At 64.8% G+C, this 24,214-nt stretch carries 21 protein-coding genes; 11 read left to right on the top strand and 10 right to left on the bottom strand.

Annotated features, from left to right (window positions below; translation table 11 throughout):
* Window positions 1–2: 2 nt before the first annotated feature.
* From JQ580_RS19585 to JQ580_RS19570, 4 genes are all read left to right on the top strand, one after another.
* Entirely contained in the window at window positions 3–1,496 is a 1,494-nt protein-coding gene (locus JQ580_RS19585; RefSeq protein ID WP_249134285.1) for an enolase-like domain-containing protein, read from the top strand.
* Window positions 1,493–2,644: a Gfo/Idh/MocA family protein gene (locus JQ580_RS19580; RefSeq protein WP_212281865.1), complete on the top strand. Its 1,152-nt coding sequence runs from the start codon at window positions 1,493–1,495 to the stop codon at window positions 2,642–2,644. Before JQ580_RS19585 ends, JQ580_RS19580 begins: the two co-directional genes overlap by 4 nt.
* Window positions 2,645–2,780: 136 nt before the next feature.
* Window positions 2,781–3,971, top strand: coding sequence for a dihydrodipicolinate synthase family protein (locus JQ580_RS19575; RefSeq protein WP_212281864.1), 1,191 nt, complete (start codon window positions 2,781–2,783; stop codon window positions 3,969–3,971).
* On the top strand, window positions 3,971–4,834 hold the full coding sequence (locus JQ580_RS19570) for a sugar phosphate isomerase/epimerase family protein (protein WP_212281863.1): 864 nt from the start codon (window positions 3,971–3,973) through the stop codon (window positions 4,832–4,834). The genes JQ580_RS19575 and JQ580_RS19570 overlap by 1 nt, the downstream gene beginning before the upstream one ends.
* 100 nt (window positions 4,835–4,934) lie before the next feature.
* Here JQ580_RS19570 and JQ580_RS19565 read toward each other — a convergent pair whose 3' ends face one another.
* Window positions 4,935–6,155, bottom strand: coding sequence for a cytochrome P450 (locus JQ580_RS19565; RefSeq protein ID WP_212281862.1), 1,221 nt, complete (start codon window positions 6,153–6,155; stop codon window positions 4,935–4,937).
* Window positions 6,156–6,260: 105 nt separating this feature from the next.
* On the opposite strand from JQ580_RS19565, the gene JQ580_RS19560 reads away from it, so the two are divergent.
* The 7 genes from JQ580_RS19560 to cnbZ all read left to right on the top strand — a co-directional run bounded on the left by JQ580_RS19560 (window position 6,261) and on the right by cnbZ (window position 13,860).
* Window positions 6,261–6,806, top strand: coding sequence for a phosphonopyruvate decarboxylase (locus tag JQ580_RS19560; protein WP_212281861.1), 546 nt, complete (start codon window positions 6,261–6,263; stop codon window positions 6,804–6,806).
* The gene (locus JQ580_RS19555) at window positions 6,803–7,393 is read left to right on the top strand and encodes a thiamine pyrophosphate-dependent enzyme (protein ID WP_212281860.1); all 591 of its coding nucleotides are present in this window, start codon (window positions 6,803–6,805) and stop codon (window positions 7,391–7,393) included. Before JQ580_RS19560 ends, JQ580_RS19555 begins: the two co-directional genes overlap by 4 nt.
* A gap of 148 nt (window positions 7,394–7,541) precedes the next feature.
* Entirely contained in the window at window positions 7,542–8,246 is a 705-nt protein-coding gene (locus JQ580_RS19550; protein ID WP_212281859.1) for a TetR/AcrR family transcriptional regulator, read from the top strand.
* 1 nt (window position 8,247) lies between these two features.
* Complete coding sequence (locus JQ580_RS19545) at window positions 8,248–9,441, top strand: efflux RND transporter periplasmic adaptor subunit (RefSeq protein WP_212281858.1); 1,194 nt, start codon at window positions 8,248–8,250, stop codon at window positions 9,439–9,441.
* 70 nt (window positions 9,442–9,511) lie between these two features.
* Window positions 9,512–12,607 (top strand): MexW/MexI family multidrug efflux RND transporter permease subunit, encoded by a 3,096-nt coding sequence (locus JQ580_RS19540; protein WP_212281857.1) that lies wholly within the window; start codon window positions 9,512–9,514, stop codon window positions 12,605–12,607.
* Between the two features lie 275 nt (window positions 12,608–12,882).
* Complete coding sequence (locus tag JQ580_RS33875; protein ID WP_249134284.1) at window positions 12,883–13,104, top strand: hypothetical protein; 222 nt, start codon at window positions 12,883–12,885, stop codon at window positions 13,102–13,104.
* Between the two features lie 9 nt (window positions 13,105–13,113).
* Window positions 13,114–13,860 carry a 2-amino-5-chloromuconate deaminase CnbZ gene (gene cnbZ, locus JQ580_RS19530; protein ID WP_212281856.1) on the top strand — a complete coding sequence of 249 codons (747 nt, stop codon included), beginning with the start codon at window positions 13,114–13,116 and terminating at the stop codon, window positions 13,858–13,860.
* On the opposite strand, the gene JQ580_RS19525 is transcribed toward cnbZ, so the two are convergent.
* The 9 genes from JQ580_RS19525 to JQ580_RS19485 form a co-directional block, all read right to left on the bottom strand.
* Window positions 13,857–14,744: an ABC transporter permease gene (locus tag JQ580_RS19525; RefSeq protein WP_212281855.1), complete on the bottom strand. Its 888-nt coding sequence runs from the start codon at window positions 14,742–14,744 to the stop codon at window positions 13,857–13,859. The two genes, cnbZ and JQ580_RS19525, sit on opposite strands and share 4 nt — an antisense overlap.
* Window positions 14,745–14,747: 3 nt before the next feature.
* Complete coding sequence (locus tag JQ580_RS19520; protein ID WP_212282108.1) at window positions 14,748–15,689, bottom strand: ABC transporter permease; 942 nt, start codon at window positions 15,687–15,689, stop codon at window positions 14,748–14,750.
* A gap of 157 nt (window positions 15,690–15,846) precedes the next feature.
* A complete protein-coding gene (locus JQ580_RS19515; RefSeq protein WP_212281854.1) occupies window positions 15,847–17,370 on the bottom strand; it encodes an ABC transporter substrate-binding protein in 1,524 nt (507 codons plus the stop codon).
* 23 nt (window positions 17,371–17,393) lie between these two features.
* Window positions 17,394–18,497: an ABC transporter ATP-binding protein gene (locus JQ580_RS19510; RefSeq protein ID WP_212281853.1), complete on the bottom strand. Its 1,104-nt coding sequence runs from the start codon at window positions 18,495–18,497 to the stop codon at window positions 17,394–17,396.
* Between the two features lie 142 nt (window positions 18,498–18,639).
* Window positions 18,640–19,629, bottom strand: a complete 990-nt coding sequence (locus tag JQ580_RS19505) for an ABC transporter ATP-binding protein (RefSeq protein WP_212281852.1) — start codon at window positions 19,627–19,629, stop codon at window positions 18,640–18,642.
* The gene (locus JQ580_RS19500; RefSeq protein ID WP_212281851.1) at window positions 19,626–20,336 is read right to left on the bottom strand and encodes a DUF1028 domain-containing protein; all 711 of its coding nucleotides are present in this window, start codon (window positions 20,334–20,336) and stop codon (window positions 19,626–19,628) included. Before JQ580_RS19500 ends, JQ580_RS19505 begins: the two co-directional genes overlap by 4 nt.
* Before the next feature lie 10 nt (window positions 20,337–20,346).
* Complete coding sequence (locus JQ580_RS19495; RefSeq protein WP_212281850.1) at window positions 20,347–22,152, bottom strand: gamma-glutamyltransferase family protein; 1,806 nt, start codon at window positions 22,150–22,152, stop codon at window positions 20,347–20,349.
* An 82-nt stretch (window positions 22,153–22,234) separates the two neighbouring features.
* Window positions 22,235–23,224, bottom strand: a complete 990-nt coding sequence (locus tag JQ580_RS19490) for an ABC transporter ATP-binding protein (protein WP_212281849.1) — start codon at window positions 23,222–23,224, stop codon at window positions 22,235–22,237.
* Entirely contained in the window at window positions 23,221–24,207 is a 987-nt protein-coding gene (locus JQ580_RS19485) for an ABC transporter ATP-binding protein (protein WP_212281848.1), read from the bottom strand. The genes JQ580_RS19490 and JQ580_RS19485 overlap by 4 nt, the downstream gene beginning before the upstream one ends.
* Window positions 24,208–24,214: the final 7 nt, after the last annotated feature.

The raw sequence follows: 24,214 nt of genomic DNA, 5'->3' as shown, positions 1-24,214 counted from the left end.
TCATGGCCGGGCTTGTCCCGGCCATCCACGCCTTGCCACGCGCGACAAAGAACGTGGATGCCCGGGACAGGCCCGGGCATGACGCTCGTCTTGGGACCACGTCCGTGCGCCTGAAGCTGCGAGACATCGCCTTCTTCGAGCGTCCCGTGCAGTTTGCGCGGCCGTTCCGCTTCGGTGCCATCACGATCAACGCGACGCCTCAGCTGTTCGTGCGGGCCGAGATCGAGGTGGAGGGCAGGGGCGTTGCGGTCGGCGCCAGCGCCGAGTTGTTGGTGCCGAAATGGTTCGACAAGCGGCCGGAGCTGTCGCCGGCGGAGACGGTCGACGGGCTGCGTCGGTCGCTCGAGATCGCGAGCGGACTGTATCTGTCGCAGACCGGATTCCAGACCGCGTTCGATCTTCATGCTTCGTGCGTCGGCGCCCAGGTCGCGACCTGCGCGAAAAGCAACATTCCGCCGCTTGCAGCGGCTTATGGCCCGGCGGAGATCGACAAGGCGATCCTCGACGCGCTGCTTCGTGCCGCCGAGACCAGCTTCTTCGACGGAATGGTCGGTAACATCGCCGGCATCGATACGCGGTTGTCGCCCGATCTGAAGGAATTGGATCTCGCGTCGTTCCTCGCCCACCGAAAGCCGCTGCCACGCGTTGCCGTCAGGCATACGGTCGGCCTCGATGATCCCATCGAAGGCAACGGCGGGGTCGCCGACCCGCGCGAGAACGCCGGTGCACGTTACTTCAAGCTCAAGCTGTCGGGCGATCCCACAGCCGACGCGGCGCGCCTTGCCCGTATCGGCGAGGAGCTCGCTACGACGGGACACGACTACAAGGTGACGCTCGATGCCAACGAGCAGTACGCCGATCTCGCCGCGTTGCAGGCGCTGATGAACCGGCTCGATCATGACGCCGCGCTGCGCCCGATCGCCACCCGCCTGCTCTATGTCGAGCAGCCGATGCCGCGCGACATCATGCGGCAATCGCCGCTTGGCGCGTTGGCCGCGCACGGCTTCATCATCGACGAGGCCGACGATTCCTACGATGCATTCCCGGCGGCGCGGGCGCTCGGCTATCGCGGCATATCCTCAAAATCCTGCAAGGGTCTCTACAAGTCCATCATCAACGCGACCCGGGCTGCGAAGTGGAGCGCGGGCGGCGAGCGGTTCTTCGTCACCGGCGAGGACCTCACCTGCCAGGCGGGCCTCGCCGTGCAGCAGGATCTCGCGCTCGGCGCTCTCATCGGCGTCACCCATGCCGAGCGCAACGGCCATCACTACGTCGACGGCTTCGGCGACGCGCCGGCCACGGAGGCTGCGGCCTTCGCCGCCGCGCATCCCGATCTCTACGCCGATGCCGGGCAGGGCATCCGCCTCTCGATTCACGACGGCGATCTCCTGACGGGGTCGCTCAACACAACGGGCTTTGCGACGTCGGTCCATCCGGACTGGTCGGCGCTTCGTCCGCTCGAACAGCCGAAATCACTTCAGGAGTATCCGGCATGACCACCCAACGCCTCGGTCTCATCATGAACGGCGTCACCGGCCGCATGGGGCTCAACCAGCATTTGATCCGCTCGATCGTCGCGATCCGCGACCAGGGTGGTGTCCGCCTCAAGAATGGCGACCGCATCATGCCCGATCCGATCCTGGTCGGCCGCAGCGCGGAGAAAATCGAGGCGCTCGCCAAGCGCTTCAACATCACGCGCTGGACCACCGACCTCGATGCCGCGCTGGCCGACAAGAACGACACCATGTTCTTCGACGCCGCGACCACGCAGGCACGCCCCGGTCTGCTGACCCAGGCCATCAATGCCGGCAAGCACGTCTATTGCGAGAAGCCGATCGCGACCAATTTCGAGGAGGCGCTCGAAGTCGTCAAACTTGCCAACTCGAAGGGTGTCAAGCACGGCACGGTGCAGGACAAGCTGTTTCTGCCGGGCCTCAAGAAGATCGCCTTCCTGCGCGATTCCGGCTTCTTCGGCCGTATCCTCTCGGTGCGCGGCGAGTTCGGCTATTGGGTGTTCGAAGGCGGCTGGCAGGAGGCGCAGCGGCCGTCCTGGAACTATCGCGACGAGGACGGCGGCGGCATCATCCTCGACATGGTCTGCCACTGGCGCTACGTGCTCGACAACCTCTTCGGCAACGTCCAGAGCGTGGTCTGTATCGGCAACACCGACATCCCCGAGCGCTTTGACGAGCAGGGCAAGAAGTACAAGGCGACGGCAGACGATTCCGCCTATGCCACCTTCCAGCTCGAGGGCGGCGTCATCGCCCACATCAACATGTCCTGGGTCACCCGCGTCTATCGCGACGACCTCGTCACCTTCCAGGTCGACGGCACCCACGGCTCGGCGGTCGCGGGCCTCACCGACTGCATGATCCAGGCGCGGCAGGCGACCCCGAGGCCGGTCTGGAATCCCGACGAGAAGCGCCTGCACGATTTCTACGGCGACTGGCAGAAGCTGCCCGACAACGTCGCTTACGACAACGGCTTCAAGGAGCAGTGGGAGATGTTCATCCGCCACGTTTACGAGGATGCACCCTACAAGTTCACGCTGCTCGAAGGCGTCAAGGGCGTACAGCTCGCCGAATGCGCGCTGAAGAGCTGGAAGGAGCGGCGCTGGATCGACGTCGCCCCGATCAAGGTCTGAAGTCAATTGGATAAGTCGCGATGTTTGCCAAGTCGTCATTGCGAGCGAAGCGAATCAATCCAGCGTCCCTCGGCGGCGACGGTTCTGGATTGCTTCGTCGCTTCGCTCCTCGCAGTGCCGGGGAGAGGTCAGAACCATGAATAAGCCCGTCCAACCCATGTCCTCCTTGTCGCTCAAGCTGCCGAAGGCCGATCGATCCATCGAGACCTACCGGCTCGCGGCGTCGCGCACGTTCCCCGCCAAGCTTGAAGGCACGCTGAATCGTATTGCCTTCTCGGCCGTTCACACGGTCGTCGATCCCTTCGCCGACAACGATCCCTGGCTGTCGGCTGCCGTCGACTGGGACAAGACCATCGCCTTCCGTGAGCACGTCTGGGACCTTGGCCTCGGCGTTGCAGAAGCCATGGACACCGCGCAACGCGGAATGGGGCTGGACTGGCCGACCTCGCTGGAGCTGATCACGCGCTCGGTCGGCGCGGCCAGGCGCCGCAACGCGCTGGTGTTCTCCGGCGCGGGCACCGATCATCTCGCGGTCGAGGATGCCAGGAGCCTCGACGACGTGATCCGCGCTTATGAAGAGCAGATATCGGCGGTGGAGAAGGTTGGTGGCCGCATCATCCTGATGGCCTCGCGCGCGCTGGCCAAGCTCGGCCGCAACGCCGACGACTATGCCAAGGTCTACGATCGCGTGCTATCGCAGGTCCGCGAGCCCGTGATCATCCACTGGCTCGGCGACATGTTCGATCCGGCGCTGACGGGCTATTGGGGCACGGGTGATCTCGACCGGGCGATGGATACGGCCGTCGCCATCATCAACGGCAACGCCGCCAAGGTCGACGGCGTCAAGGTTTCGCTGCTCGACAAGCAGCGCGAGATCGACATGCGCCGCCGCCTCGACAAGCGCATCAAGATGTACACCGGCGACGATTTCAATTACGCGGAACTGATCGCCGGGGACGAGCAGGGCTTTTCCCACGCACTGCTCGGCATTTTCGACGCAATCGCGCCGGCAGCATCCTACGCGCTGTCGCGGCTGGCGGCCGGCGACGAAGCCGGTTTTCACGACGTGCTGGGGCCGACCGTGCCGCTGTCGCGCCATATCTTCAAGGCGCCGACGCGGTTCTACAAGACCGGCGTGGTGTTCATGGCGTATCTCAACGGCCACCAGGACCATTTCACCATGGTCGGCGGGCAGGAGAGTACGCGCTCCACGCTGCATCTGGCCGAGCTGTTCCGTCTGGCCGACAAGGCGGGCCTGCTCGCCAACCCTGAACTCGCGACGCAGCGGATGAAGACCGTGCTCGCCATCCACGGTATCGAATCCTGATGCGCGATTTCTCGTCCGACCACCGCTGGCTGTCGCTCAACACGGCGACCGTCCGCAAGCAGGGTGACCTCGTCGCGATCATCGATGCCTGCGCAAAGCACGGTATTCGCGCCATCGATCCCTGGCGCGACCAGGTCGCGACCGTCGGTCTCGACCGTGCCGCGCGCGCGGTGCGTGATGCCGGTCTCGAATTGTCGGGCTATTGCCGCGGCGGCATGTTCACCTCGGACGCATCGCGCCGAAGTGAAGTGCGCGACGACAACAAGCGCTGCGTCGACGAAGCCAAGGCGTTGGGCGCGCCCTGCATCGTCCTCGTCGTCGGCGGCTTGCCGCAATATTCGCGGCCCGGCAGCGAGGCGTCGAAGGACATCGCGGCAGCGCGCGGACAGGTCGAAGAGGCGCTGGCCGAGATGCTCGACTATGCGCGACAGGCAAAGCTGCCGCTGGCCATCGAGCCGCTACATCCAGCCTATGCGGCCGATCGCGCCTGCGTGAACACGACGAAGCAGGCGCTCGATATCTGCGATCGGCTCGATCCTGCCCGCAGCGGCATGCTCGGCGTCGCGCTCGATGTCTATCACATCTGGTGGGACCCGGAGCTGATGGGGCAGATCGCGCGGGCCGGCAAGGATCGCCTGCTGGCCTTTCACGTCTGCGATTGGCTGGTGCCGACCAGGGACATCCTCAACGACCGCGGCATGATTGGCGACGGCGTCATCGACATCAGATCGGTGCGTCAAGCGGTCGAAGCGCAGGGCTTTGGCGGCTATTCCGAGATCGAGATATTCTCCAACGATTGGTGGGGCAAGCCGATGGACGATGTGCTGCGCACCTGCATAGCGAGGCACAAGACGGTGGTTTAGGTATTATGGTATTGTCCCTAGCCCAGCTAAATTGCTGTGATAAATCAACCCCTTGGCTACTGTGCATGGGGTTGTTTTCGCAAATTTTGGTGAGCGGCTCTCATCCGATCGTGCAGGGCACGCTCAAAAAGCCGCGAAACCGCACCCGTCCACCGCGCGTCGGCTGGCCGCTCACCGCGTAGTTCGGGAAACGCGCCAGGAAGCGCGAGATCGCGATCGCGCCTTCCAGCCTTGCCAGCGCCATGCCGGCGCATTGATGCGCACCGGTGGCGAAGGCGAGATGCCGGTTCGGCGCGCGTGCGATGTCGAAGCGTTCAGGGTCGGCAAACTGCGCGGGATCGCGGTTGGCCGCGCCAATGCACAGCGTCACCGACGTGCCGGCCTCAAGCCTGACGCCGCCCAGCTCGACGGGTTCGGTGGTCATGCGATTGCCGAGCTGGTTCGAGCTCTCGTAGCGCAGCACCTCCTCGACGGCGGTCTTGATCAGCTCGGGGTTGTCGATCAGCCGCTGCTTCTGGTCGGGATGACGATCCAGCGCCACGAGGCCGTTGCCGATCAGGTTGGTGGTGGTCTCGTGGCCGGCATTGAGCAGGAAGATGCAATTGTGCAGCAGCTCCCTCTCGGTCAGCCGCTCGCCGTTCTCCTCTCCCTGGATCAAACGCGTCAACACATCGCGCTCGGGATTGCCCGGCTTGGCGCGCCGGCGCGCGACCAGCGTATCGAGATAAGCAAGGAAGTCTTTTACAGCGTTGTTACCGCGCGTGGCGGCCTCAGGCGACACCACGGGTTCGAGCGCGCCGAGGATCGCCAGTGACCAGTCGCGCAGCGGCCCGCGTTCCTCATGGGGCACGTCGAGCAGATTGCCGATCACCTCGATCGGAATGGACGCCGCGAAATCTTCGATCAGCTCACAATGGCCCTGGGCGGCGATGCCATCAAGCAGCCCGTCGACGAGCTTGACGAGATCGCCCTCCATGCCGGCAATCGCCCGCGGCGACAGCGCGCCCATGATCAGGCGGCGGACACGGGTGTGCGACGGCGGATCGTTGAAGACCAGGCTGGTGGTGTGATGTTCGTAGAGCGGGGTGTCGCCGTATTTCGGCGCGAACTCGCGCTTCTTGTCCGAGCTGAACGATCTGGTGTTCTTGTAGGTGGTGACGAGATCGTCGTAGCGGGTCAGGAACACGGTGCCGCTGCGCAAGCGCTTGACCGGCTCGTTCTCCCGCAGTGCACGATAGGTCGGATAGGGGTCGTCATAAAACTGTGGCGTCAGCTTCTCGAGGTCGAAGCCGGCCGCCAATTCCTTCGCATCTGCGTTCATCCCGCTATTCCCACCGGTTAAAGCCGATATGCCGTTATTGTTGTTTCGACCAAGGCGTACGTCCGTCTACAGTCGCATATCTCTGCTAGCCGAACGGACAGGAAAATGCACGCCCGCGCTGACGCAGCCGACACGACGGCGCCGAATTGGCCCAACGATATCTTCGCGACGCTCCAACGCTTCGACGTCAGGCAGGTGCCGTACGTGCCGGACGCCGGCCATTCGAAGCTGATCCAGCGCGTGCTGAGCTCCTCCACGATGCGCGGCATTCCGCTCACCACGGAGGAGGAGGGCGTGGCGCTTCTTGCCGGCGCCTGGGCCGGCGGCCAACGCGGCGTCCTGCTGATGCAATCGAGCGGCGTCGGTAATTGCATCAACATGCTCTCGCTGATCCCGATCCTGCGCTTCCCCTTCCTGACGCTGGTGACCATGCGCGGCGAGTGGGGCGAGTTCAATCCGTGGCAGGTGCCGATGGGCTCGACCACGCAGGGCGTGTTCGAACTCTCGGGTGTCCAGGTGTTGCGTGCCTCGAACGCAGCCGAGGTACCCGCGGTGCTCGAAGCCGCTGCGTCGCAAGCCTACCATGCGCTCACGCCCACCGCCGTCCTCCTGTCGCAGCGCCTGATCGGCGCCAAGGTTTTCACCAAATGAGCAAGGCCAATCTCCTCGACCGCCGGCAGGTGGTGTCCGCGCTGCTGGCGAACCGCAAGGACGTCGTCGCGATCGGCGGCCTCGGTGCCTCGACCAACGACATGTGCGCAGCCGGCGACCACGCCCGCAATTTCTATCTCTGGGGCGGCATGGGCGGCGCCGCGATGATTGGGCTCGGTCTCGCTCTGGCGCAGCCGAAGCTGCCGGTGCTGGTCATCACCGGCGACGGCGAAATGCTGATGGGCTTGGGCAGCCTTGCCACCATCGGGCTGCAGAGGCCGTCGAACCTGTCGATCGCGGTGCTCGACAACGAGGCCTATGGCGAGACCGGCGGCCAGACCAGCCACACCTCGGCCGCCGCCGACCTCGTCGGAATCGCCAAGGCCTGCGGCATCAAGGACAGCCAGTCGATCTCGACCATGGCTGAGGTCGAGGCATTCGCCAAAGCCGTCCACGACGTCTCGGCCGGGCCGCGCTTTGGCAATCTGAAGATCGACAGCGCCAGCCTGGAGCGGATCCTGCCGACCCGGGACGGGACCTACATCCTCAACCGGATCCGTGGCGACCTCGGCTTCCAGCCGATCTAGCGCACGCCCCGTCCATCCCCACCCGCGCTCAGGTCATGCACGGAAGCCGTGCAGGCCGGGCCAATATCCGCTGGACTCGACAACGCACTCAGGTTGCGATGCAACATAGTGCTTGACTTTGACGTGGGTGAGTGCTTACTCACCAACCATGAGCTCATTGCGTATGACGAGCGACCTGAGGCGTCAATTGATCCTCGGAGCCGCGAAGCGCTGCTTTTCCCGACACGGCTATACCGGCACCACGACCAAGAGCGTGGCGGCCGCCGCTGCCATTTCCGAAGCCCTGCTGTTCAAGCATTTTCCGTCCAAGGCGGCGCTCTACGCCGAGATCCTGAGCGAGGAATGCGAGGCGGACCCGGCGCTGATGGAACTGCTCGAACGGGACCCTTCGACCGCCACGCTGGTCGAAGTGATCCGCGGCATGGTGCAGCATTTCCTGCACATTGCCGATGGTCCCGATCAGGAAGAGGCCCAGCGCCTGCGGTTGATGGCCACCAGCCATCTGGATGATGGCGAGTTCGCCCGCTTGCTCTATGCCAAGATCCAGACGCTGATCGGGGCGGTCTTCGTTGCCTCGCTTGAACGTGCCGTTGCCGCCGGCGCCGCGCGGCCATTCAGCGGCGACCCGCTCAACCTGTTCTGGTTTGCGCATCACACGGTGATGACTGCAGCGCTGACCAGGTTGCCGGCCGCGCCTTGCCTCGCTTACGGCAAGGCTGAAGACCTCGAGCGACAGCTGTGTGAGTTTCTCCTGAGGGGTATTGGACTTAACGACGCCGCAATTGCTTCGCATCTGGGCCACAATCAGGCTGCCGCGGATGCCGGCAAGACGGCGATTGCAGAGAGTGCATGACATGAACATCGTAACCGAACACAAGATTTCGGGCGAACCGATCGACAGCAAGGCTCCCAAGCGTCCGGTCCGGCCGGTGCTCTGGTTCATCATCGTCGGCACGCTCCTGGCGGCGCTCGTCGGTGGCCTCGTCTGGTTCAATTATTTCCGCGGCCAGATGATCAAGCAGTTCTTCGCCAACAACAAGCCGCCGCCGACCGCGGTCAGCGCGGCAGAGGCGAAGTCCGAGGTGGTGCCGAACCTGCTCACCGCGGTCGGCGGCCTCGTCGCCGTGCATCAGGTCGACGTCAGCGCCGACGTCAACGGCCGCGTCACCGCGATCAAGTTCGAGCCCGGCACGCGTGTCGAGGCCGGCACGCCGCTGGTTCAGCTGTTCGACGCACCGGAGCAGGGCGACCTTGCCAATTACAAGGCTCAGGCGACCGTCGCGCAGCTGTCGCTCGATCGCGCCAAGCAGCTGGCGTCGCGCCAGTTCGGTCCGCAGGCGACCGTCGATACCGCGCAGGCCGCCTATGACCAGGCGCAGGCCGGCATCGCCAAGACCGAAGCCCTGATCTCGCAGAAGCTGGTGCGCGCACCGTTCTCCGGCGATCTCGGCGTCCGCAAGGTCGAGGTCGGCCAATATCTGACGGCAGGCACGGCGATCGTGTCATTGACCGACCTGTCGGAGCTGTGGGCCAACTTCACCGTGACGGAAAAGGATTCCGGCAACCTCAAGGTCGGCCAGACGGTCCGGCTCAAGGTCGATGCCTATCCGGGCCGCGTCTTCGAAGGCAAGATCACGACGATTGAACCGCAAATCGCGACCGATACCCGCAACATCCGCGTGCAGGCGACGATCGCCAATCCGGAGAAGATCCTGAAGCCGGGTATGTTCGTGACCACCACGGTGGTGCTGCCGGACAAGCCGGCCGTGATCACCGTTCCGGAGACCGCGGTCGACTACACGCTGTACGGCGATTCGGTGTTCGTGATCACCGAGAAGAAGGAAGACGACGGCAAGACCAGCCTCTCCGCGGTGCGCACCTTCGTGCAGACCGGCAACCGGGTCGATGGTCGCGTCGAAATCGTCAAGGGCCTGAAGGCGGGCGACAAGGTCGTCGCCGTCGGCCAGCTCAAGTTGCAATCGGGTGCGGCTGTGTCGATTTCGACCGACCCGGCTCCGCAGATCCCGGCGCAGCCGCCGCGCTACTGATCCATGACACTCAAGTGATCCGGCTTGGCCGGATCACTTTTCTTGAGACAGACAAATCGAGATCGCCGCGATGCGCTTCACCGACATTTTCATCAAACGCCCGGTTCTGTCGGTCGTCGTCAGCCTGTTGATCCTGCTGATCGGCCTGCGCGCGGCGATGGTGCTGCCGATCCGGCAATATCCCAAGCTGTCGAACACGGTCATCAACATCACGACCGTCTATCCCGGCGCGTCCGCAGACCTGATCCAGGGCTTCATCACGACGCCGATCGAGCAGGCGGTGGCGTCTGCCGAAGGCGTCGACTACATCACCTCATCCTCGGTGCTCGGCACCTCGACGATCCAGGTCTACATCAAGCTGAACTTCGATCCCAACCAGGCGCTCACCGAGGTGCTGGCGAAGACGAACTCGGTGAAATATCTGATCCCGAAGGAATCCAACGACCCGATCGTTACCAAGACCACGGGCCAGACCACGGCCGTGATGTATCTCGGCTTCTCGTCCGAGGAGCTCTCGGGCTCGGCGATCTCGGATTACCTGACGCGCGTTGTGCAGCCGGTGCTCTCGACCGTCGACGGCGTGGCCTCTGCCGACATCCTCGGCGGGCAGACCTTCGCGATGCGGTTGTGGCTCGATCCCCAGAAAATGGCCGGCCGCAACGTGTCGCCCGCGGACGTTGCTGCGGCGATTCAGGCCAACAACTTCCAGTCCGCGGCGGGCCAGACCAAGGGCTATCTGATCGTTTCGAACGTCTCGACGAACACGGGCCTGACCGACGTCAACCAGTTCAAGAAGATGATCGTCAAGGCCAAGGACGGCGGCTTCGTGCGGATGGAGGACATCGCCACCGTCGAGCTTGCCGCCCAAAGCACGGATGCGAGCGTCGCGTTCAACGGCGAGCACGCGATTTTCATTGGTGTGCAGGCCACGCCGCAAGGCAACCCGCTCACGCTGGTCAAGGGCGTGCGCGCGCTGTTCCCCGAACTCGAGCGCAACCTGCCGCCGTCGATGAAGATGAAGGTCGCCTACGATTCGACCAAGTTCATCCAGTCCTCGATCGACGAGGTGGAGAAGACGCTGGGCGAAGCCGTGATCATCGTGATCGTGGTCATCTTCCTGTTCCTGGCCTCGCTGCGGTCGGTCATCATCCCGGTCGTCACGATTCCCTTGTCGATGATCGGCGTCTGCACCCTGATGCTGGCGCTGGGCTTCAGCTTCAATCTTCTGACGCTGCTCGCGATGGTGCTGGCGATCGGACTCGTGGTCGACGACGCCATCGTCGTGGTGGAGAACATCCACCGCCATCTGGAGGAGGGCAAGACGCCGGTCCAGGCGTCGCTGGAGGGCGCACGCGAAATCGTCGGCCCGGTCATCTCGATGACCATCACGCTCGCCGCGGTGTACGCGCCGATCGGTTTCCTCGGTGGTCTCACCGGGTCGCTGTTCCGCGAATTCGCCTTCACGCTGGCGGGTTCGGTGATCGTGTCGGGCGTGATCGCGCTGACCTTGTCGCCGATGATGTGCTCGGTGCTGCTGAAGAACACCGAAGAGGGCCGCTTCGCCAAGGGCGTCAACAGGGTGTTCGGCGCGCTGACGCGCTGGTATGGCCGCAGGCTCGATCGTTCGCTCGACTACAAGGCCATCACGGGCTTGTTCGCGATCACTATCCTCGGCCTCGTCGGCTTCCTCTACATGCACACGTCGAAGGAACTGGCGCCAGAGGAGGACCAGGGCATCGTGTTCGCGGTGACCAAGGCGCCGAAATACGCCAACATCGACTACGTCGATTTCTACGGTGAAAAGCTCGACAAGGAATTCGAGAAGTTCCCCGAGACCGACCTGCGCTTCGTGCTGAACGGCATCAACGGCCCGCAGGGCGGCATCGCCGGCATGCTGCTCAAGCCCTGGGACGAGCGCAAGCGCTCGTCGATCCAGCTCAAGCCTCTGGTGCAGGCCGAGCTCTCCAAGATCGAGGGCGTGCAGGCGTTCGCATTCAACCTGCCGCCGCTTCCGGGCGGGCCGGGCGGCCTGCCGGTGCAGATGGTGATCAATTCCACCGCGAGCTTCCAGACGGTCTTTGAGCAGATGGAGAAGCTGAAGGACTCCGCGCGCAAGAGCGGCATGTTCATCGTCTCCGACAGCGATCTCGCCTACAACCAGCCGAACGTGAAGGTGACGATCGACCGCAACAAGGCGCAGGACCTCGGCGTCAACATGCAGAACCTCGGCAGCACGCTCGCGGTGCTGCTCGGCGGCAACTACATCAATCGCTTCAACTTGGAGGGGCGTTCCTATCAGGTCATTCCGCAGGTGCCGCGCGCCAAGAGATTGTCGCCGGAATCGCTCGGCGGCTATTACGTGACGACCAATACCGGCCAGCAGCTTCCGCTGTCGACCGTGGTTTCGATCGAAACCAAGACCGACCCGAATTCGCTGACGCACTACAATCAGCTCAATTCGGCGACGTTCTCGGCCGTGCCGATGCCCGGCGTCACCGTGGGCGCGGCGGTCGACTTCCTCGAAGGCGAGGCCAAGAAGCTGCCGCAGGGCTTCAGCCACGACTACCTCGCGGACTCCAGGCAGTACGTGCAGGAAGGCAATCAGCTCGCGATCACCTTCGGCTTCGCGCTGATCATCATCTTCCTGGTTCTGGCTGCGCAGTTCGAGAGCTTGCGCGACCCATTGGTGATCATGATCTCGGTGCCGATGGCGATCGTCGGTGCGCTGATCCCGTTGTTCTTCGGCGCGGCGACCATGAACATCTACACCCAGGTTGGTCTGCTCACCCTGGTCGGCCTGATCACCAAGCACGGCATCCTGATGGTGGAGTTCGCCAACGAACTCCAGGTCAACGAGCGGCTTGACCGTCGCTCGGCCATCGAAATGTCGGCCCGCATCCGCCTCCGGCCGATCCTGATGACGACGGCTGCGATGGTGACCGGCCTGATCCCGCTCCTGACCGCGACCGGCGCGGGCGCGGCCAGCCGCTTCTCGATAGGTCTCGTCGTCGTCGCCGGCATGTCGATCGGCACGCTGTTCACGCTGTTCGTGCTGCCCGCGGTCTACGTGGTGTTGGCGACCGACCACCGCGCGGCCGCCGATTCCGAGCGGAACAAGCAGGTCAACGAACTCGACCTTGGCTCTAAGGCCTTGCGGACGACCTGAAGCCGCTCGCTTGCAAGCGAACCAGCGGGCGGCAGCGGCGGGTCCGCTGCCGCCCTTTCTCGTTGTGCCCGGCCGCACCCGGCCGGTCTTATCCCGCGCTTGCGAAAGACAAGGCCGCATCTTCTTGCTAGGTTTTGGGTGATGAGCCTTTCCTTCCATCCCGACACCCCGCAAGCCAGGACGCTACCGAGCCCGGCCTCTGATGGCGTCGCTGCCAGCGCGGGTACGGGGCGGGGACTCAGGAGCCGGCTGTCACCACAGGTGTCGCGCTGTTCGTGGCCGTCGTCGCCATCGCGCCGCCGGCAAACGCGCTGTTCGAGAGTTTCTTCTATGATCGCGACCACAAGGCCTCTCTGATCCGGGTCCTGCATGAGCAGGCCGAGGCGGCCGCGGCCAAGATCGGCCAGTTCGTTGGTACGCGCGACAATTCCCTCGCCGGCTTTCACCTGAAGCGCCTGCTCAACGGCGCCAAGGGCATTCGCATGCAACTGGAATAGGAGTTCGTCATGGTTCGCGAGTTTTCTGCAGGCAATTACCGCTTCATTCCGTCCGTGTTTCAATATTCGGCTGGCGCCGTCGCGGATGACGGTTACGAGATCGAGCGCGTCCGCTTCGACCGTCTGGTGCCGCTTGCGGAGGGGTTCGCGCTGGCCGCAAAGTTCATCCAGGACGCGGGGCGGCCGCTGACGGCGTTTTGCGCTTGCGAACTGCGTTCGCCGGCGGCCTTCAGCGAAGAGGGCTTTCGCGCGTTCAACCTGCATTACGTGAAGACGCTGTCGGAATGGGGCATCTTCGACGGCACCACCAACCCGGTGGCGCGCAGCAATGTCTGTCCGGAGATCGATCCGCCCGCCGAGCCATCGTTCTATGCGTTCTCGTTCACGCGGCCGACCCGCTCGAAAGCGCCGTCCTTCGTGATATCAGGCGGTGCCGAGGCGCGCGAGGGCAGCGGCACCTATGTCGAGCGTACAGTGCGCTATCGCGACCTCAGCCCGGAGGGGCTGCGGGAGAAGGTGCGCTTCACCACGACGTCGCAGATGGAAGCCCGTATGGCGGCCTTCGGCTTCGGCTGGAGCGACACGACCGCGGTGCAGGCCTATTCCGTGCATGATTTCCACCACGCGCTCGTCGACGAACTGGTCCGCCGCGGCGCGTTGCGTTCGGGTCTGACCTGGCATTTTGCCCGGCCGCCGGTGGTCGATCTCGAATACGAGATGGATTGCCGCCGGGTGTTGCGCGAGGTGGTGATTTAACGCTGCCTCGGATCGAGCGCGTCGCGCAGGCCGTCGCCGAGCAGGTTGAGCGACAGCACCACGAGGAAGATCGCCAGGCCCGGCCAGATCGCCATCCAGGGCGCCTGGGTCAGGAAGCGCTGCGCCGCATTGAGCATGCTGCCCCATGACGGCGCCGGCGGCTGCTGGCCGAGGCCGAGGAACGACAACGCCGCTTCGGCGATGATGGCTGCGGCGATCGAGAGCGTCGCCTGCACCAGAAGCGTGGGCAGGACGTTCGGCAGGATATGTGAGAACGCAATGCGCCAGGGCGGATTGCCGAGCGCGCGCGCGGCTTCGACATAATCCTCGGCCTTGACGACGAGCACCTGGCCTCGGGTCAGGCGGATGAAGATCGGCGTCGCGGAGATGCCGATCGCAATCATGGCATTGCCGAGGCTCGGGCCGAGGAATGCCGCCAGCGCGATCGCCAGGATCAGGAACGGGCAGGCCAGCATCGCGTCCGTGATCCGGCTGATCAGCGCGTCGACGAAGCCGCCGCGATAGCCGGCGAGAAGGCCGAGCGGCACGCCGATGCCGAGCGCGATCGCGACCGAGATCAGGCCTGCAAGCAGCGATGCCCGGGCGCCGTAGACGACGCGGCTGAGGATGTCGCGGCCGAGCTCGTCGGTCCCGAACCAGTGCGCAGCGGTGGGCGGTTTGCGCACCAGGCTCCAGCTCGTCGCGATGGGATCATAGGGCACGACGAGCGGTGCGAAGACCGCAAGCACGATGAACGCCGTGATCACGACGAGCCCGAACACGGCGGCCTTGCGCTTGAACAGCCGCCGCCGGGCACGGCGTGCCGGGCTGTCCAGCTCGTAGGCCTGGATGGCGGCGCCGGATGGCAGTGCAGCGTCGGTCATCGTCTAGCCCCTTAGCCTGGGATTGACGAGGATATAGGCGATATCGGCGACGAGGTTCAACGTGATGTAGACCGTGGCCGTGACCAGCACGACGCCCTGCACCACCGCGTAGTCGCGGTTGAAGACGGCGTCGACGATCAGCTTGCCGAAACCGGGAATGGAGAAGATCTGCTCGGTCAGGACGGCGCCGGACAGCAGCGTGCCGAGCTCCAGCGCGCCGAGCGTGATGATGGGCGTCAGAGCATTGCGCATGGCATGCTTGAGGATCACGGAGCGCTCGGAGAGGCCCTTCGCGCGCGCGGTGCGGACATAGTCGCTTTCCAGCACCTGAAGCATGGCGCTGCGGGTATGCCGCATCAGGACTGCGGAGATTGCATTGCCGAGCACGAAGGCCGGCATGATGGTGGCGGCAAGGCTGGCGCGCCAGTTCTCGGTGAGCGGCACGTAGCCCGATGCCGGCAGCCAGCCAAGCTTGATCGAGAACAGGAAAATCAGCAGGATCCCGAGCCAGAAATTCGGCGTCGAGATACCCCACAGCGCAAACAGGTTCGCGCCATAGTCCCAGGCCGTGCCCTTCTTCACGGCGGAGACGATGCCGGCGGGAATGCCGATGCAGAACGCGATCAGGATCGCCATCGAACCGAGCTGCAGCGTCACCGGCAATTTTTGCGCGATCAGCTCGCGCACCGGCATCTTGTTGCGCAAGGACTCGCCGAAATTGCCGGTGAGGACTCCCTTGAGCCAGTAGACATATTGCACGGGGATCGGCTGATCGAGCTTGTACTGCTGCCGGATCTGCTCGATCACGGCGGGATCACGCTCTTCGCCCGCCATCACCAGTGCCGGATCGCCGGGCAGCAATTGCTGCAACGAGAAGATCAGCACCGACACGAAGAACAGTGTCGGCACGATCTGCGCGATCCGGCGGGCGAGGAAGTTCAGCATGGCCAGGCCCGTGACCCGGGCGCGGCGCAACATGCAATGCTGCGCTGCTGAACCGGGATCCATCGATCACGATGGGCCGTCGCTACGGGTCCCGGCTCTGCGGTGCAGCGCTTTGGCGCTGCGCCGCGTCGGGGACACGCACCTATCGTCAGAACAATCACTTGAACTTCAACCCGACCACGCGCACCAGCCCGTCGGGCATCTGCTTGTAGCCCTGCAGCTTGGTCGTATGCGCGATCAGGAGCGTACGGTGGTAGATGTAGATGATCGGCAGATCGTCGAGCAGGATTTTTGTCAGCTTGGCGTAGATCGCCTTGCGCTCCTCGACATTGGACGTCGCTCGGCCGTCTTCCATCAGCTTGTCGGCATCAGGATTGGCGTACCCGCCGTCGTTCTGCGGCGCCTTGCTGCGCATGAAGATGTAGGAATTGCCGTCCGGGTCGATGCGGCCGCTCCAATTGATCTGGAAGATCTGGAACTCGCCCGCCTGCGCCTGCTTGAAGGTGGTGGCGAATTCGACCGCGCGGATCTTGATGTCGAAACCCGCTTCCGCGGCCATCGACTGGATCACCTGGGCCACGGCCTCGTTCTCCGCGCCCTTGGGGATCATGTAGTCGACGGTTACCGGCGTGGTGACGCCGGCTTCCTTCAACAGCGCCTTCGCCTTGGCGATGTCGCGGCCGTGAACCGGGAAGGCCTTCTGATAATAGGGATGTGTCGGGCTGACCCATTGATTGCCAGGGGTGAACTCGCCGTTGAACACGACCTGGTTGAGGGCTTCGCGATCGATCGAGAGGTCGAGCGCCTGGCGGACTTTCGCCGACTGGCTCAACGGGCCCTTGCTCTTGTCGTTGCCGATATTGACGGTCAGGCCGAGATAGCCGAGCTCCGGCGCGGTCGAGAGCACGAGGCGGGAATCGGCGCGGACATCCTTGATGTCGGTGGCGAGTACGCGCTCGATCAGATCGAGCCCGCCGGACTTCAGGTTGGCGAGCCGCACCGTGGCGTCGACGATCGGCAGGAACACCACGCGATCGATGTGGATGTTGTCCTTGTTCCAGTAGTCGGCGAACTTCTCGAACACCATGCGATCCTGCTGCACGCGCTCGACGAACTTGTAGGGACCTGCGCAGACCGGATGCAGGCCGAACTTGTCGCCGGCCTCCTTCGCGGCCTTCGGGGAGACCATCATGCCGGAGCGGTCTGTGAGCTGGGCGATCAGCGGCGAGTAGGGGGTTTTGAGCACCAGCTTGATGGTGAGGGGATCGACCACCTCGACATGATCGACGCTGGCAAGCTCCGACTTGCGGAACGAGGTCGGCAGCGTCATGTGACGCTCGATAGAGAATTTTGCGGCTTCCGCGTCCAGCGGCTCGCCATCGTGGAATTTGACGCCCGGCCGGAGCTTGATCGTCATTTCCTTGCCGTCGGCGGAAGTCTCGTGGGACAGCGCGAGCTGCGGCACGATGTTGAGCTTCTCGTCGATGTCGAACAGCTTGTCGCAGAAGGCGGAGAACACGATGCGGCCGACATAGGTTCGGCCGATGCTGGGATCGAGGATATCGGGGTCCTCGGCGATGCCGATGCGAAGCGTGGTCTGGGCTTGAAGCTGGTCTTGGGCCGCGCCCGCGAGCGACGTCAGCACCGCCGACGCCAGGATTGTCAAACGCATGAAATTCATCGCTTTCAACCTCGGTTTTGCGACTATGCCGGGTGCGTTCCCAACGAACTAACCCCGCTGCCGCGGACTGCTTCCGGGCCGCCGCTGAAGGCGGCGACCAATTTTTCGAGAACCGGCGAAAAGCCGCCGTCGGACGGGACGATCGCCGCTGAGGACGGCAGTTCCGACGTTCGGTGACAGGCCGTTGCATGTCCGATGCCATCCGGCACCAACTGCGGCATCTCAGTACGGCAGCGCTCGATCACGTAGGGGCACCGGGTGTGGAAGCGGCATCCCGGCGGCGGATTGAGCGCGCTGGGGATCTCTCCCTGCAGCACAATCCGGCTGCGCTTTGCCTGTGGTTTAGGCACGGGGATCGCCGACAAAAGCGCTCGGCTATAGGGATGGCTTGGTGCTGAGAACAGCGCATCGGCCTCTGCTGTCTCGACGATCTGGCCGAGATTCATCACCGCGACGTGGTCGGCGATGTGCTTGACCACGGCGAGGTCATGCGAGACGAAAATGTAGGCGAGGCCCAGCCGGTCCTGCAGCTCGCGCAGCAAATTGAGGATCTGCGAGCGGATCGAGACGTCGAGCGCCGAGACCGGCTCGTCGCAGATGATCAGCTTCGGCTCGACCGCAAGTGCCCGGGCGATGGCGATGCGCTGGCGCTGGCCGCCGGAGAATTCGTGAGGATAGCGGCGTTCGAGCCGGGGCTCGAGTCCGACCAGCCGCAGGAGCTCGGCGACGCGCTCGTGCCGCTGCGCCGACGGCACGAGGCCGTGCAATGCGAGCGGCTCGGTCAGGATCTGACCGACCGTCATGCGCGGATTGAGCGAGGCGTAAGGGTCCTGAAAGATGATCTGGGCTTTGCGGCGGAAGGCGCGCAGCGCGCTCGCGTCGAGCGCGAGCAGGTCGCGGCCTTCGAAACGGATTGAGCCTGCATCCGGCTCGATCAGCCGCAGCACCAACCGGCTGACGGTGGATTTGCCGCATCCGGATTCGCCGACGAGGGCAAGCGTCTTGCCGGCTTCCAGCGAGAACGAAACGCCATCGACCGCTTTGACATGCGCCAGCGCCCGGCCGAACAGCGAACGCTCGGCGACGAAATGCTTGACCAGGCCTTCGACCTCGAGAAGCGCAGTCATCGTGTCTGCTCCTCGCGAACACCGCTCTCGCGTCCCGGGCGCGGCGCAGCACGAAGTATTGCGACCCCCGGTTCAGCAGCGCACCACTGCGCTCTGCTTGTGCTGCGCTGCGCCCGGGGCACGAGAAGGGAAAGCCGCGCCATCAGGACACTAGACGTTCGAGTGGCGCGCGGATGCAGCGCGAGAGGTGGCTCGGGCTGACTTCGATCAATGGCGGGGGCGCCTTGGTGCAGGCGTCCAGCACGAACGGGCAGCGTGCGGCGAAGCGGCAGCCGGCGGGCGGCTGCGCCATGTTCGGCACCATGCCCTCGATCGTTGCGAGCTGCTCAGTGCGATGGTCGAGCCGCGGGATCGAGCCGAGCAGGCCGACCGTGTAGGGATGTTGCGGCGCGGAGAACAATTCGTCCACCGGCGCGCGCTCGACGATCTCGCCGGCATACATCACCGCGACCTCGTCGCAGACCTCAGCAACGACGCCGAGATCGTGGGTGATCAGGATGATGGCGGCGCCGCTTGCCGCCTTCAGCTCCCGCATCAGCTCCAGGATCTGGGCCTGCAGGGTGACGTCGAGCGCGGTGGTCGGCTCATCCGCGATCAGCAGGCGTGGATCGCAGGCCAGCGCCATCGCGATCATCACGCGCTGGCGCATGCCGCCGGAGAGCTTGTGCGGATATTCGTCGATGCGCCGCTCGGGCGAGGGGATGTGCACTCGCCGCAACAGGTCGATGGCGCGCTCGCGAGCGCTTTTCCGCGAGCCGCCGCGGTGGCGCAAGATCGTCTCGATGATCTGGTCACCAATGGTGAAGCTCGGGTTGAGCGAGGTCATCGGCTCCTGGAAGATCATCGCAAGCCGGTTGCCGCGGAGGTCGCGCAGCATCTGGTCCGGTGTCTTCAGCAGATCGAAACCGTCGAAGTGGATCGCGCCCGAAATCTCCGCGCTCTGCTTCGGCAGCAGGCCCATGATGGCCAGCGAGGTCACGCTCTTGCCGCAGCCGGATTCGCCGACGAGGCCGAGCGTCGCGCCGTTGGCGACACTGAGATCGACGCCGTCGACGGCATGGGTGATCCGGCCGTCGTCGCCGTGAAAGCGGATACGCAGATCCGTGATCTCGATGAGAGGGCTTCCGCTCATGCCTGCCTTGCCCGTGCCGCGGCGATGGTCGCGTCGATGACGCTGCGATCCGTATTGCCGGATGGATTTTGCCGCGTCGGCATGGAGGGGCGGAAGTGCACCCAGAGCTCCTGGCTGACTTGCTCGAGCCGTTCGAGTTCGCCGAGCGGATCGGGATGGTCGTCGGCGCGGATATCCAGTGCCGGCCATTCCTCCTCGCCGTGGATCAAAAGCGCTGCAGACTGCTTGCCGCGTTTGTCGCCGCCGGCGGCTTCGCCCGCGCGCATCGCCGCGAGCAGGCGGCGCGGGAAGGGCAGGCTGTCATTGGCGATATAGGTCTTCGCGGTCTCGTCGAGGACGTCGCCGCCGGCCAGCATGTTGCCTGCAATCGAAAAACCGCTGCCTGCGATGTGCCCGCACCAGTCGACGCAGTCGCGCCCCGTGTGTGCGGCGATTTCGCCGCTCGCATCCATGATGTGAAGCTGCCGGCTTTCGCGGCCTTCATCGGTGGCGAGCAGCGCGGCGAGAACGTCATGCACATTCAGGCCTTCCCGCAGCAGCTTGAGGCCGTCGATGCCGTAGTAGGGATTGACGAAGGCCTGGGTCGCAATGGCGCCAACGCCGGTCGCGATATACGGCACGCGCGCGCCGACGGCGAAGAAACGGGTCGCGACCGCGATGCCGAACTGGCCGGTGGCAGGGTCTCGCGCGATGATCGACCAGGTCATGTTCTACCCATCAGCGTCCGGCGGCGTAGCCCTGCATACCGCGCGGATTGGCGGCGGCGCGCCGCCGCACGCCGATGCGCGAGGCGGCGGTGAGGCGTCCTTCCGACCAGTCCGGTCCGACCTCGACGATATGTCCGCGCTCGCGAAGATTATTGATGGTCGCCTTTGGCACGCGGTTCTCGACCACGAGCACGCCGGGGCGCGCGGTACGCGGCCAGAACGAGATCGGGAAATGCTCGGAGTGCCAGGCCGGCGCGTCGATCGATTCCTGGAGATTGAGATTGCAATGGACATGGCGCAGGAAGAACTGCGTGATCCACTGGTCCTGCTGGTCGCCGCCGGGCGAACCCCAGGCCAGATACGGCTCGCCGTCGCGCAGCGCCATGGTCGGCGACAGCGTGGTGCGTGGCCGCTTGCCCGGAGCGAGCGAACCGGGTTGGTTCTCCTCCAAGTCGAACATTTGGGCGCGGCTGCCCAGGCAGAAACCCAGTTCGGGAATGACAGGCGAGGATTGCAGCCAGCCCCCTGAAGGCGTCGAGGATACCATGTTGCCGGCTTTGTCGATGATGTCGAAGTGCACGGTGTCGCCGCGCACTTCGCCGAAACGGCCCACGGTCGGTTCACCTGCGCCGAGCGCGCCAACGGCCTCGCGCTGGCCTTCAGCGCGGCGCAGCTTGACGACGCCGCCGAAGCCCTCGATCGCGCCGGGCCGAAGATCAAGCGAAGCCTTTTCGGTAACCAGCTTGCGGCGCTCGTCGTTATAGGCGTCCGATAGCAACGTTGCGATCGGGATCTCGCTGAATTTGGGGTCGCCGTAAAACTTCTCGCGATCGCCAAAGGCGAGCTTGGCGCATTCGATCTGCAGGTGGATGAACTCGGGCCCGGTCGGGTCGAGCCCGTCGAGCGCAAAACCCTTCAGCAGCGCGAGCTGTTGCAATGTCACGGGGCCCTGGCTCCAGACCCCGGTCTTGCAGACGGTATAACGGCCGTAATCGTAGGTGAGCGGCGCCTCGACCGTCGGCTGCCAGCGTGCCATGTCGTCGGCGGAAAGCACGCCGCGATGTGGCGAACCGCTGACGTCCATGACCTCCTGGGTACGGCAGAATTTGTCGATGGCTTCCGCGACGAAGCCTTGCGACCAGGCTTTGCGCGCGCGCTCGATCTCGGCGTCGCGGCCACCGCCGCCGCTCTCGGCCTCGCTGAGAATGCGGGCGTAGGTCGCAGCCAGTGTCTTGTTGGTGAAGAGCGTGCCGGGCTTCGGCACTTCGCCGTTCGGCAGGTAGACGGCGGCCGAGGTCGGCCAATGCTTGCGGAACAGCTGTTCGACGGTCTGGATCGTGGCGCAGGCGCGCTCGACCAGCGGATAGCCGTCGCGCGCATAGGAGATCGCGGGTTCCAGCACGTCGCGCACGCGCATCGTGCCGTAATCGCGCAGCAGCATCATCCAGGATTCAAACGTGCCGGGGACGCAGGCCGCGAGCAGGCCCGTGCCCGGCACCATGTCGAGGCCTTCGCTCCTGTAATGCGCGATGGTGGCGCGCGCCGGTGCCGGGCCCTGACCGCAGATCACTTCGGTGCGGCCGCGCTTGACGTCGTGGACGATGATCGGCACGTCGCCACCGGGACCGTTCAGATGCGGCTCGACCACCTGGAGCGTGAAGGCGGTGGCAACGCCGGCGTCGAAGGCGTTGCCGCCCTTTTCGAGGATGGCCATGCCGACGGCGGTCGCGATCCAGTGCGTGGTGGCGACGACCCCGAACGTGCCCTCGATCTCTGGGCGCGTCGTAAAGGGATCTGGATTGACGTTGCTGGCCATGGCTTACCTCATTTGCGGCGCGCGAAATTGATCACAGCCCGTGCTGGGATGCCAAATGCACAGGCCGCATGGCACGCGTGCGTCACGCCGGGACCGGCGCGGTGTTCACCGCGTGACAGGCGACGCCGTCGATCAGTTCCGGCGTCTCCTTGCGGCAGAGATCGAACGCCAGCGGACAGCGCGGATTGAAGGCGCAGCCGGGCGGCGGATTGATCGGGTTCGGGATTTCGCCCTTCACCGGAATGCGCTGGCGGCCGCTCATGGCGAGATCGGGCACGGCGCCGAGCAGCATCTTGGTGTAAGGCATCCGCGGATTGGCGAACAGCTCGCGTCCCTCCGCGATCTCGACGATGCGGCCGAGATACATCACGCCGACGCGGCTCGCCATGTGGCGGACCACGGCAAGGTTGTGGCTGATGAACATGTAAGTCAGGCCGAATTTGTCCTGGAGGTCGCGCATCAGGTTCAGGATTTGCGCCTGCACGGAGACGTCGAGCGCCGAGGTCGGCTCGTCGCAAACGATGAACTCGGCATCCGATGCGAGCGCCCTGGCGATTGCAATGCGTTGGCGCTGGCCGCCGGAGAATTCGTGCGGAAACTTGAGCCGGTCGTCGGGATGCAGCCCGACCAAGCTGAGCAACTCGCCGACGCGGGCCTGGATGTCGCGCTCGCCCTGGATCAGGTCGAAGGCGCGGATCGGCTCGGAGATTATGGCATCGACCCGGAAGCGCGGGTTCAGGCTCGCATAGGGATCCTGGAAGATCATCTGGATGCGTCTGCGCAGCTTTCGGCGCGCCTGCGCCTGCCGCGGATCTGTCATCGAGACGCCGTCGATCAGCACGTTGCCGGAGCTGGGCGGCAGCAGGCCGACGACCATCCGCGCCACGGTGGTCTTGCCCGAACCGGATTCGCCGACCAGCGCAAACGTCTCGCCCTTCCTGATGTCGAAGGTGACGTGATCGACCGCCTTGAGATACTCGAGATGCCCGCCTTCGAGCATGCGGTTGAGCCAGGGTTTTGAAACGTCGAACACCCGGCGCAGATTTGTGGCCTGGACGAAGGGAGCGCTCATGCCGCGCTCTCCGCCGGCAGGTCGTCATACAGGTGACAGGCGACCGATTGCGCGCCGCGCGGCAGCGGCTCGGGCCGATCGACCCGGCAGCGGTCGAAGGCACGTTCGCAGCGCGGATTGAACGAGCAGCCGCGCGGGATCGCCGACAAGCGCGGCATCGAGCCGGGAATCTGCACCAGCCGCTTGTCCTCGCCGGCCAAGGTCGGGATCGCGCCCATCAGGCCCCTGGCGTAGGGATGCAGCGGGTTCCTCACCACGTCCTGCACGGGGCCGATCTCGGCGACCCGGCCCGCATACATCACGGCGACCCGGTCCGAGGTTTCGGCGATCACGCCCATGTCGTGGGTGACCAGCATCACGGCGGTGCCGTGGTCCCGGCCGAGACGTTTGATCAACGAGATGATCTGCGCCTGCACGGAGACGTCGAGCGCGGTGGTCGGCTCGTCCGCGATGATCAGCTCCGGCTCGGCGCAGATGGCGAGCGCGATCACCACGCGCTGGCGCATGCCGCCCGAGAATTCGTGCGGATAGCCGTCGATGCGCTTGTCCGGTGCGGGAATGCCGACCTCTGCCAACAGTTCAATGGCCCGTCGCCGGGCGGCCTGTTCCGAAAGGTTGAGATGGGTTCTGATCGTTTCGACGATCTGGTCGCCGACCTTGTACAGCGGATTGAGCGAGGTCAGGGGATCCTGAAAGATCATGCCGATGCGCTTGCCGCGGACGCGGCGCAGCTCCTCGGGCGGCAGATTGTCGATGCGCAGGCCGGCGAGACGGATCTCGCCGCCCGAGATGCGACCGGGCGGATCGATCAGGCCGATCACCGACAGGCCCGTGACCGACTTGCCGGCGCCGGATTCGCCGACGACGCCCAGCACCTCGCCCTTGGCGATGTCGAAGGAGACGCCGTCAATGGCGCGCAGCGTGCCGCGGCGGGAGGCGAACTCCACCTGAAGGTTGCGGACGGATAGGATGGGCTCGGTCATGGACGCT

Origin of the sequence: Bradyrhizobium sp. SZCCT0148, from assembly GCF_018129985.1 — a bacterium.
Classification (GTDB): domain Bacteria; phylum Pseudomonadota; class Alphaproteobacteria; order Rhizobiales; family Xanthobacteraceae; genus Bradyrhizobium; species Bradyrhizobium japonicum_H.
The sequence above is the reverse complement of the archived record's forward strand: the minus strand, read 5'-3'. Positions and strand labels throughout refer to the sequence as shown.

Excerpts from the sequence above, each read along its gene's own strand:
- JQ580_RS19585 (WP_249134285.1), top strand. The coding sequence starts at position 3 with ATGGCCGGGCTTGTCCCGGCCATCCACGCCTTGCCACGCGCGACAAAG.
- JQ580_RS19580 (WP_212281865.1), top strand. The coding sequence starts at position 1,493 with ATGACCACCCAACGCCTCGGTCTCATCATGAACGGCGTCACCGGCCGC.
- JQ580_RS19575 (WP_212281864.1), top strand. The coding sequence starts at position 2,781 with ATGAATAAGCCCGTCCAACCCATGTCCTCCTTGTCGCTCAAGCTGCCG.
- JQ580_RS19570 (WP_212281863.1), top strand. The coding sequence starts at position 3,971 with ATGCGCGATTTCTCGTCCGACCACCGCTGGCTGTCGCTCAACACGGCG.
- JQ580_RS19565 (WP_212281862.1), bottom strand. The coding sequence starts at position 6,155 with ATGAACGCAGATGCGAAGGAATTGGCGGCCGGCTTCGACCTCGAGAAG.
- JQ580_RS19560 (WP_212281861.1), top strand. The coding sequence starts at position 6,261 with ATGCACGCCCGCGCTGACGCAGCCGACACGACGGCGCCGAATTGGCCC.
- JQ580_RS19555 (WP_212281860.1), top strand. The coding sequence starts at position 6,803 with ATGAGCAAGGCCAATCTCCTCGACCGCCGGCAGGTGGTGTCCGCGCTG.
- JQ580_RS19550 (WP_212281859.1), top strand. The coding sequence starts at position 7,542 with ATGAGCTCATTGCGTATGACGAGCGACCTGAGGCGTCAATTGATCCTC.
- JQ580_RS19545 (WP_212281858.1), top strand. The coding sequence starts at position 8,248 with ATGAACATCGTAACCGAACACAAGATTTCGGGCGAACCGATCGACAGC.
- JQ580_RS19540 (WP_212281857.1), top strand. The coding sequence starts at position 9,512 with ATGCGCTTCACCGACATTTTCATCAAACGCCCGGTTCTGTCGGTCGTC.
- cnbZ (WP_212281856.1), top strand. The coding sequence starts at position 13,114 with ATGGTTCGCGAGTTTTCTGCAGGCAATTACCGCTTCATTCCGTCCGTG.
- JQ580_RS19525 (WP_212281855.1), bottom strand. The coding sequence starts at position 14,744 with ATGACCGACGCTGCACTGCCATCCGGCGCCGCCATCCAGGCCTACGAG.
- JQ580_RS19520 (WP_212282108.1), bottom strand. The coding sequence starts at position 15,689 with ATGCTGAACTTCCTCGCCCGCCGGATCGCGCAGATCGTGCCGACACTG.
- JQ580_RS19515 (WP_212281854.1), bottom strand. The coding sequence starts at position 17,370 with ATGAATTTCATGCGTTTGACAATCCTGGCGTCGGCGGTGCTGACGTCG.
- JQ580_RS19510 (WP_212281853.1), bottom strand. The coding sequence starts at position 18,497 with ATGACTGCGCTTCTCGAGGTCGAAGGCCTGGTCAAGCATTTCGTCGCC.
- JQ580_RS19505 (WP_212281852.1), bottom strand. The coding sequence starts at position 19,629 with ATGAGCGGAAGCCCTCTCATCGAGATCACGGATCTGCGTATCCGCTTT.
- JQ580_RS19500 (WP_212281851.1), bottom strand. The coding sequence starts at position 20,336 with ATGACCTGGTCGATCATCGCGCGAGACCCTGCCACCGGCCAGTTCGGC.
- JQ580_RS19495 (WP_212281850.1), bottom strand. The coding sequence starts at position 22,152 with ATGGCCAGCAACGTCAATCCAGATCCCTTTACGACGCGCCCAGAGATC.
- JQ580_RS19490 (WP_212281849.1), bottom strand. The coding sequence starts at position 23,224 with ATGAGCGCTCCCTTCGTCCAGGCCACAAATCTGCGCCGGGTGTTCGAC.
- JQ580_RS19485 (WP_212281848.1), bottom strand. The coding sequence starts at position 24,207 with ATGACCGAGCCCATCCTATCCGTCCGCAACCTTCAGGTGGAGTTCGCC.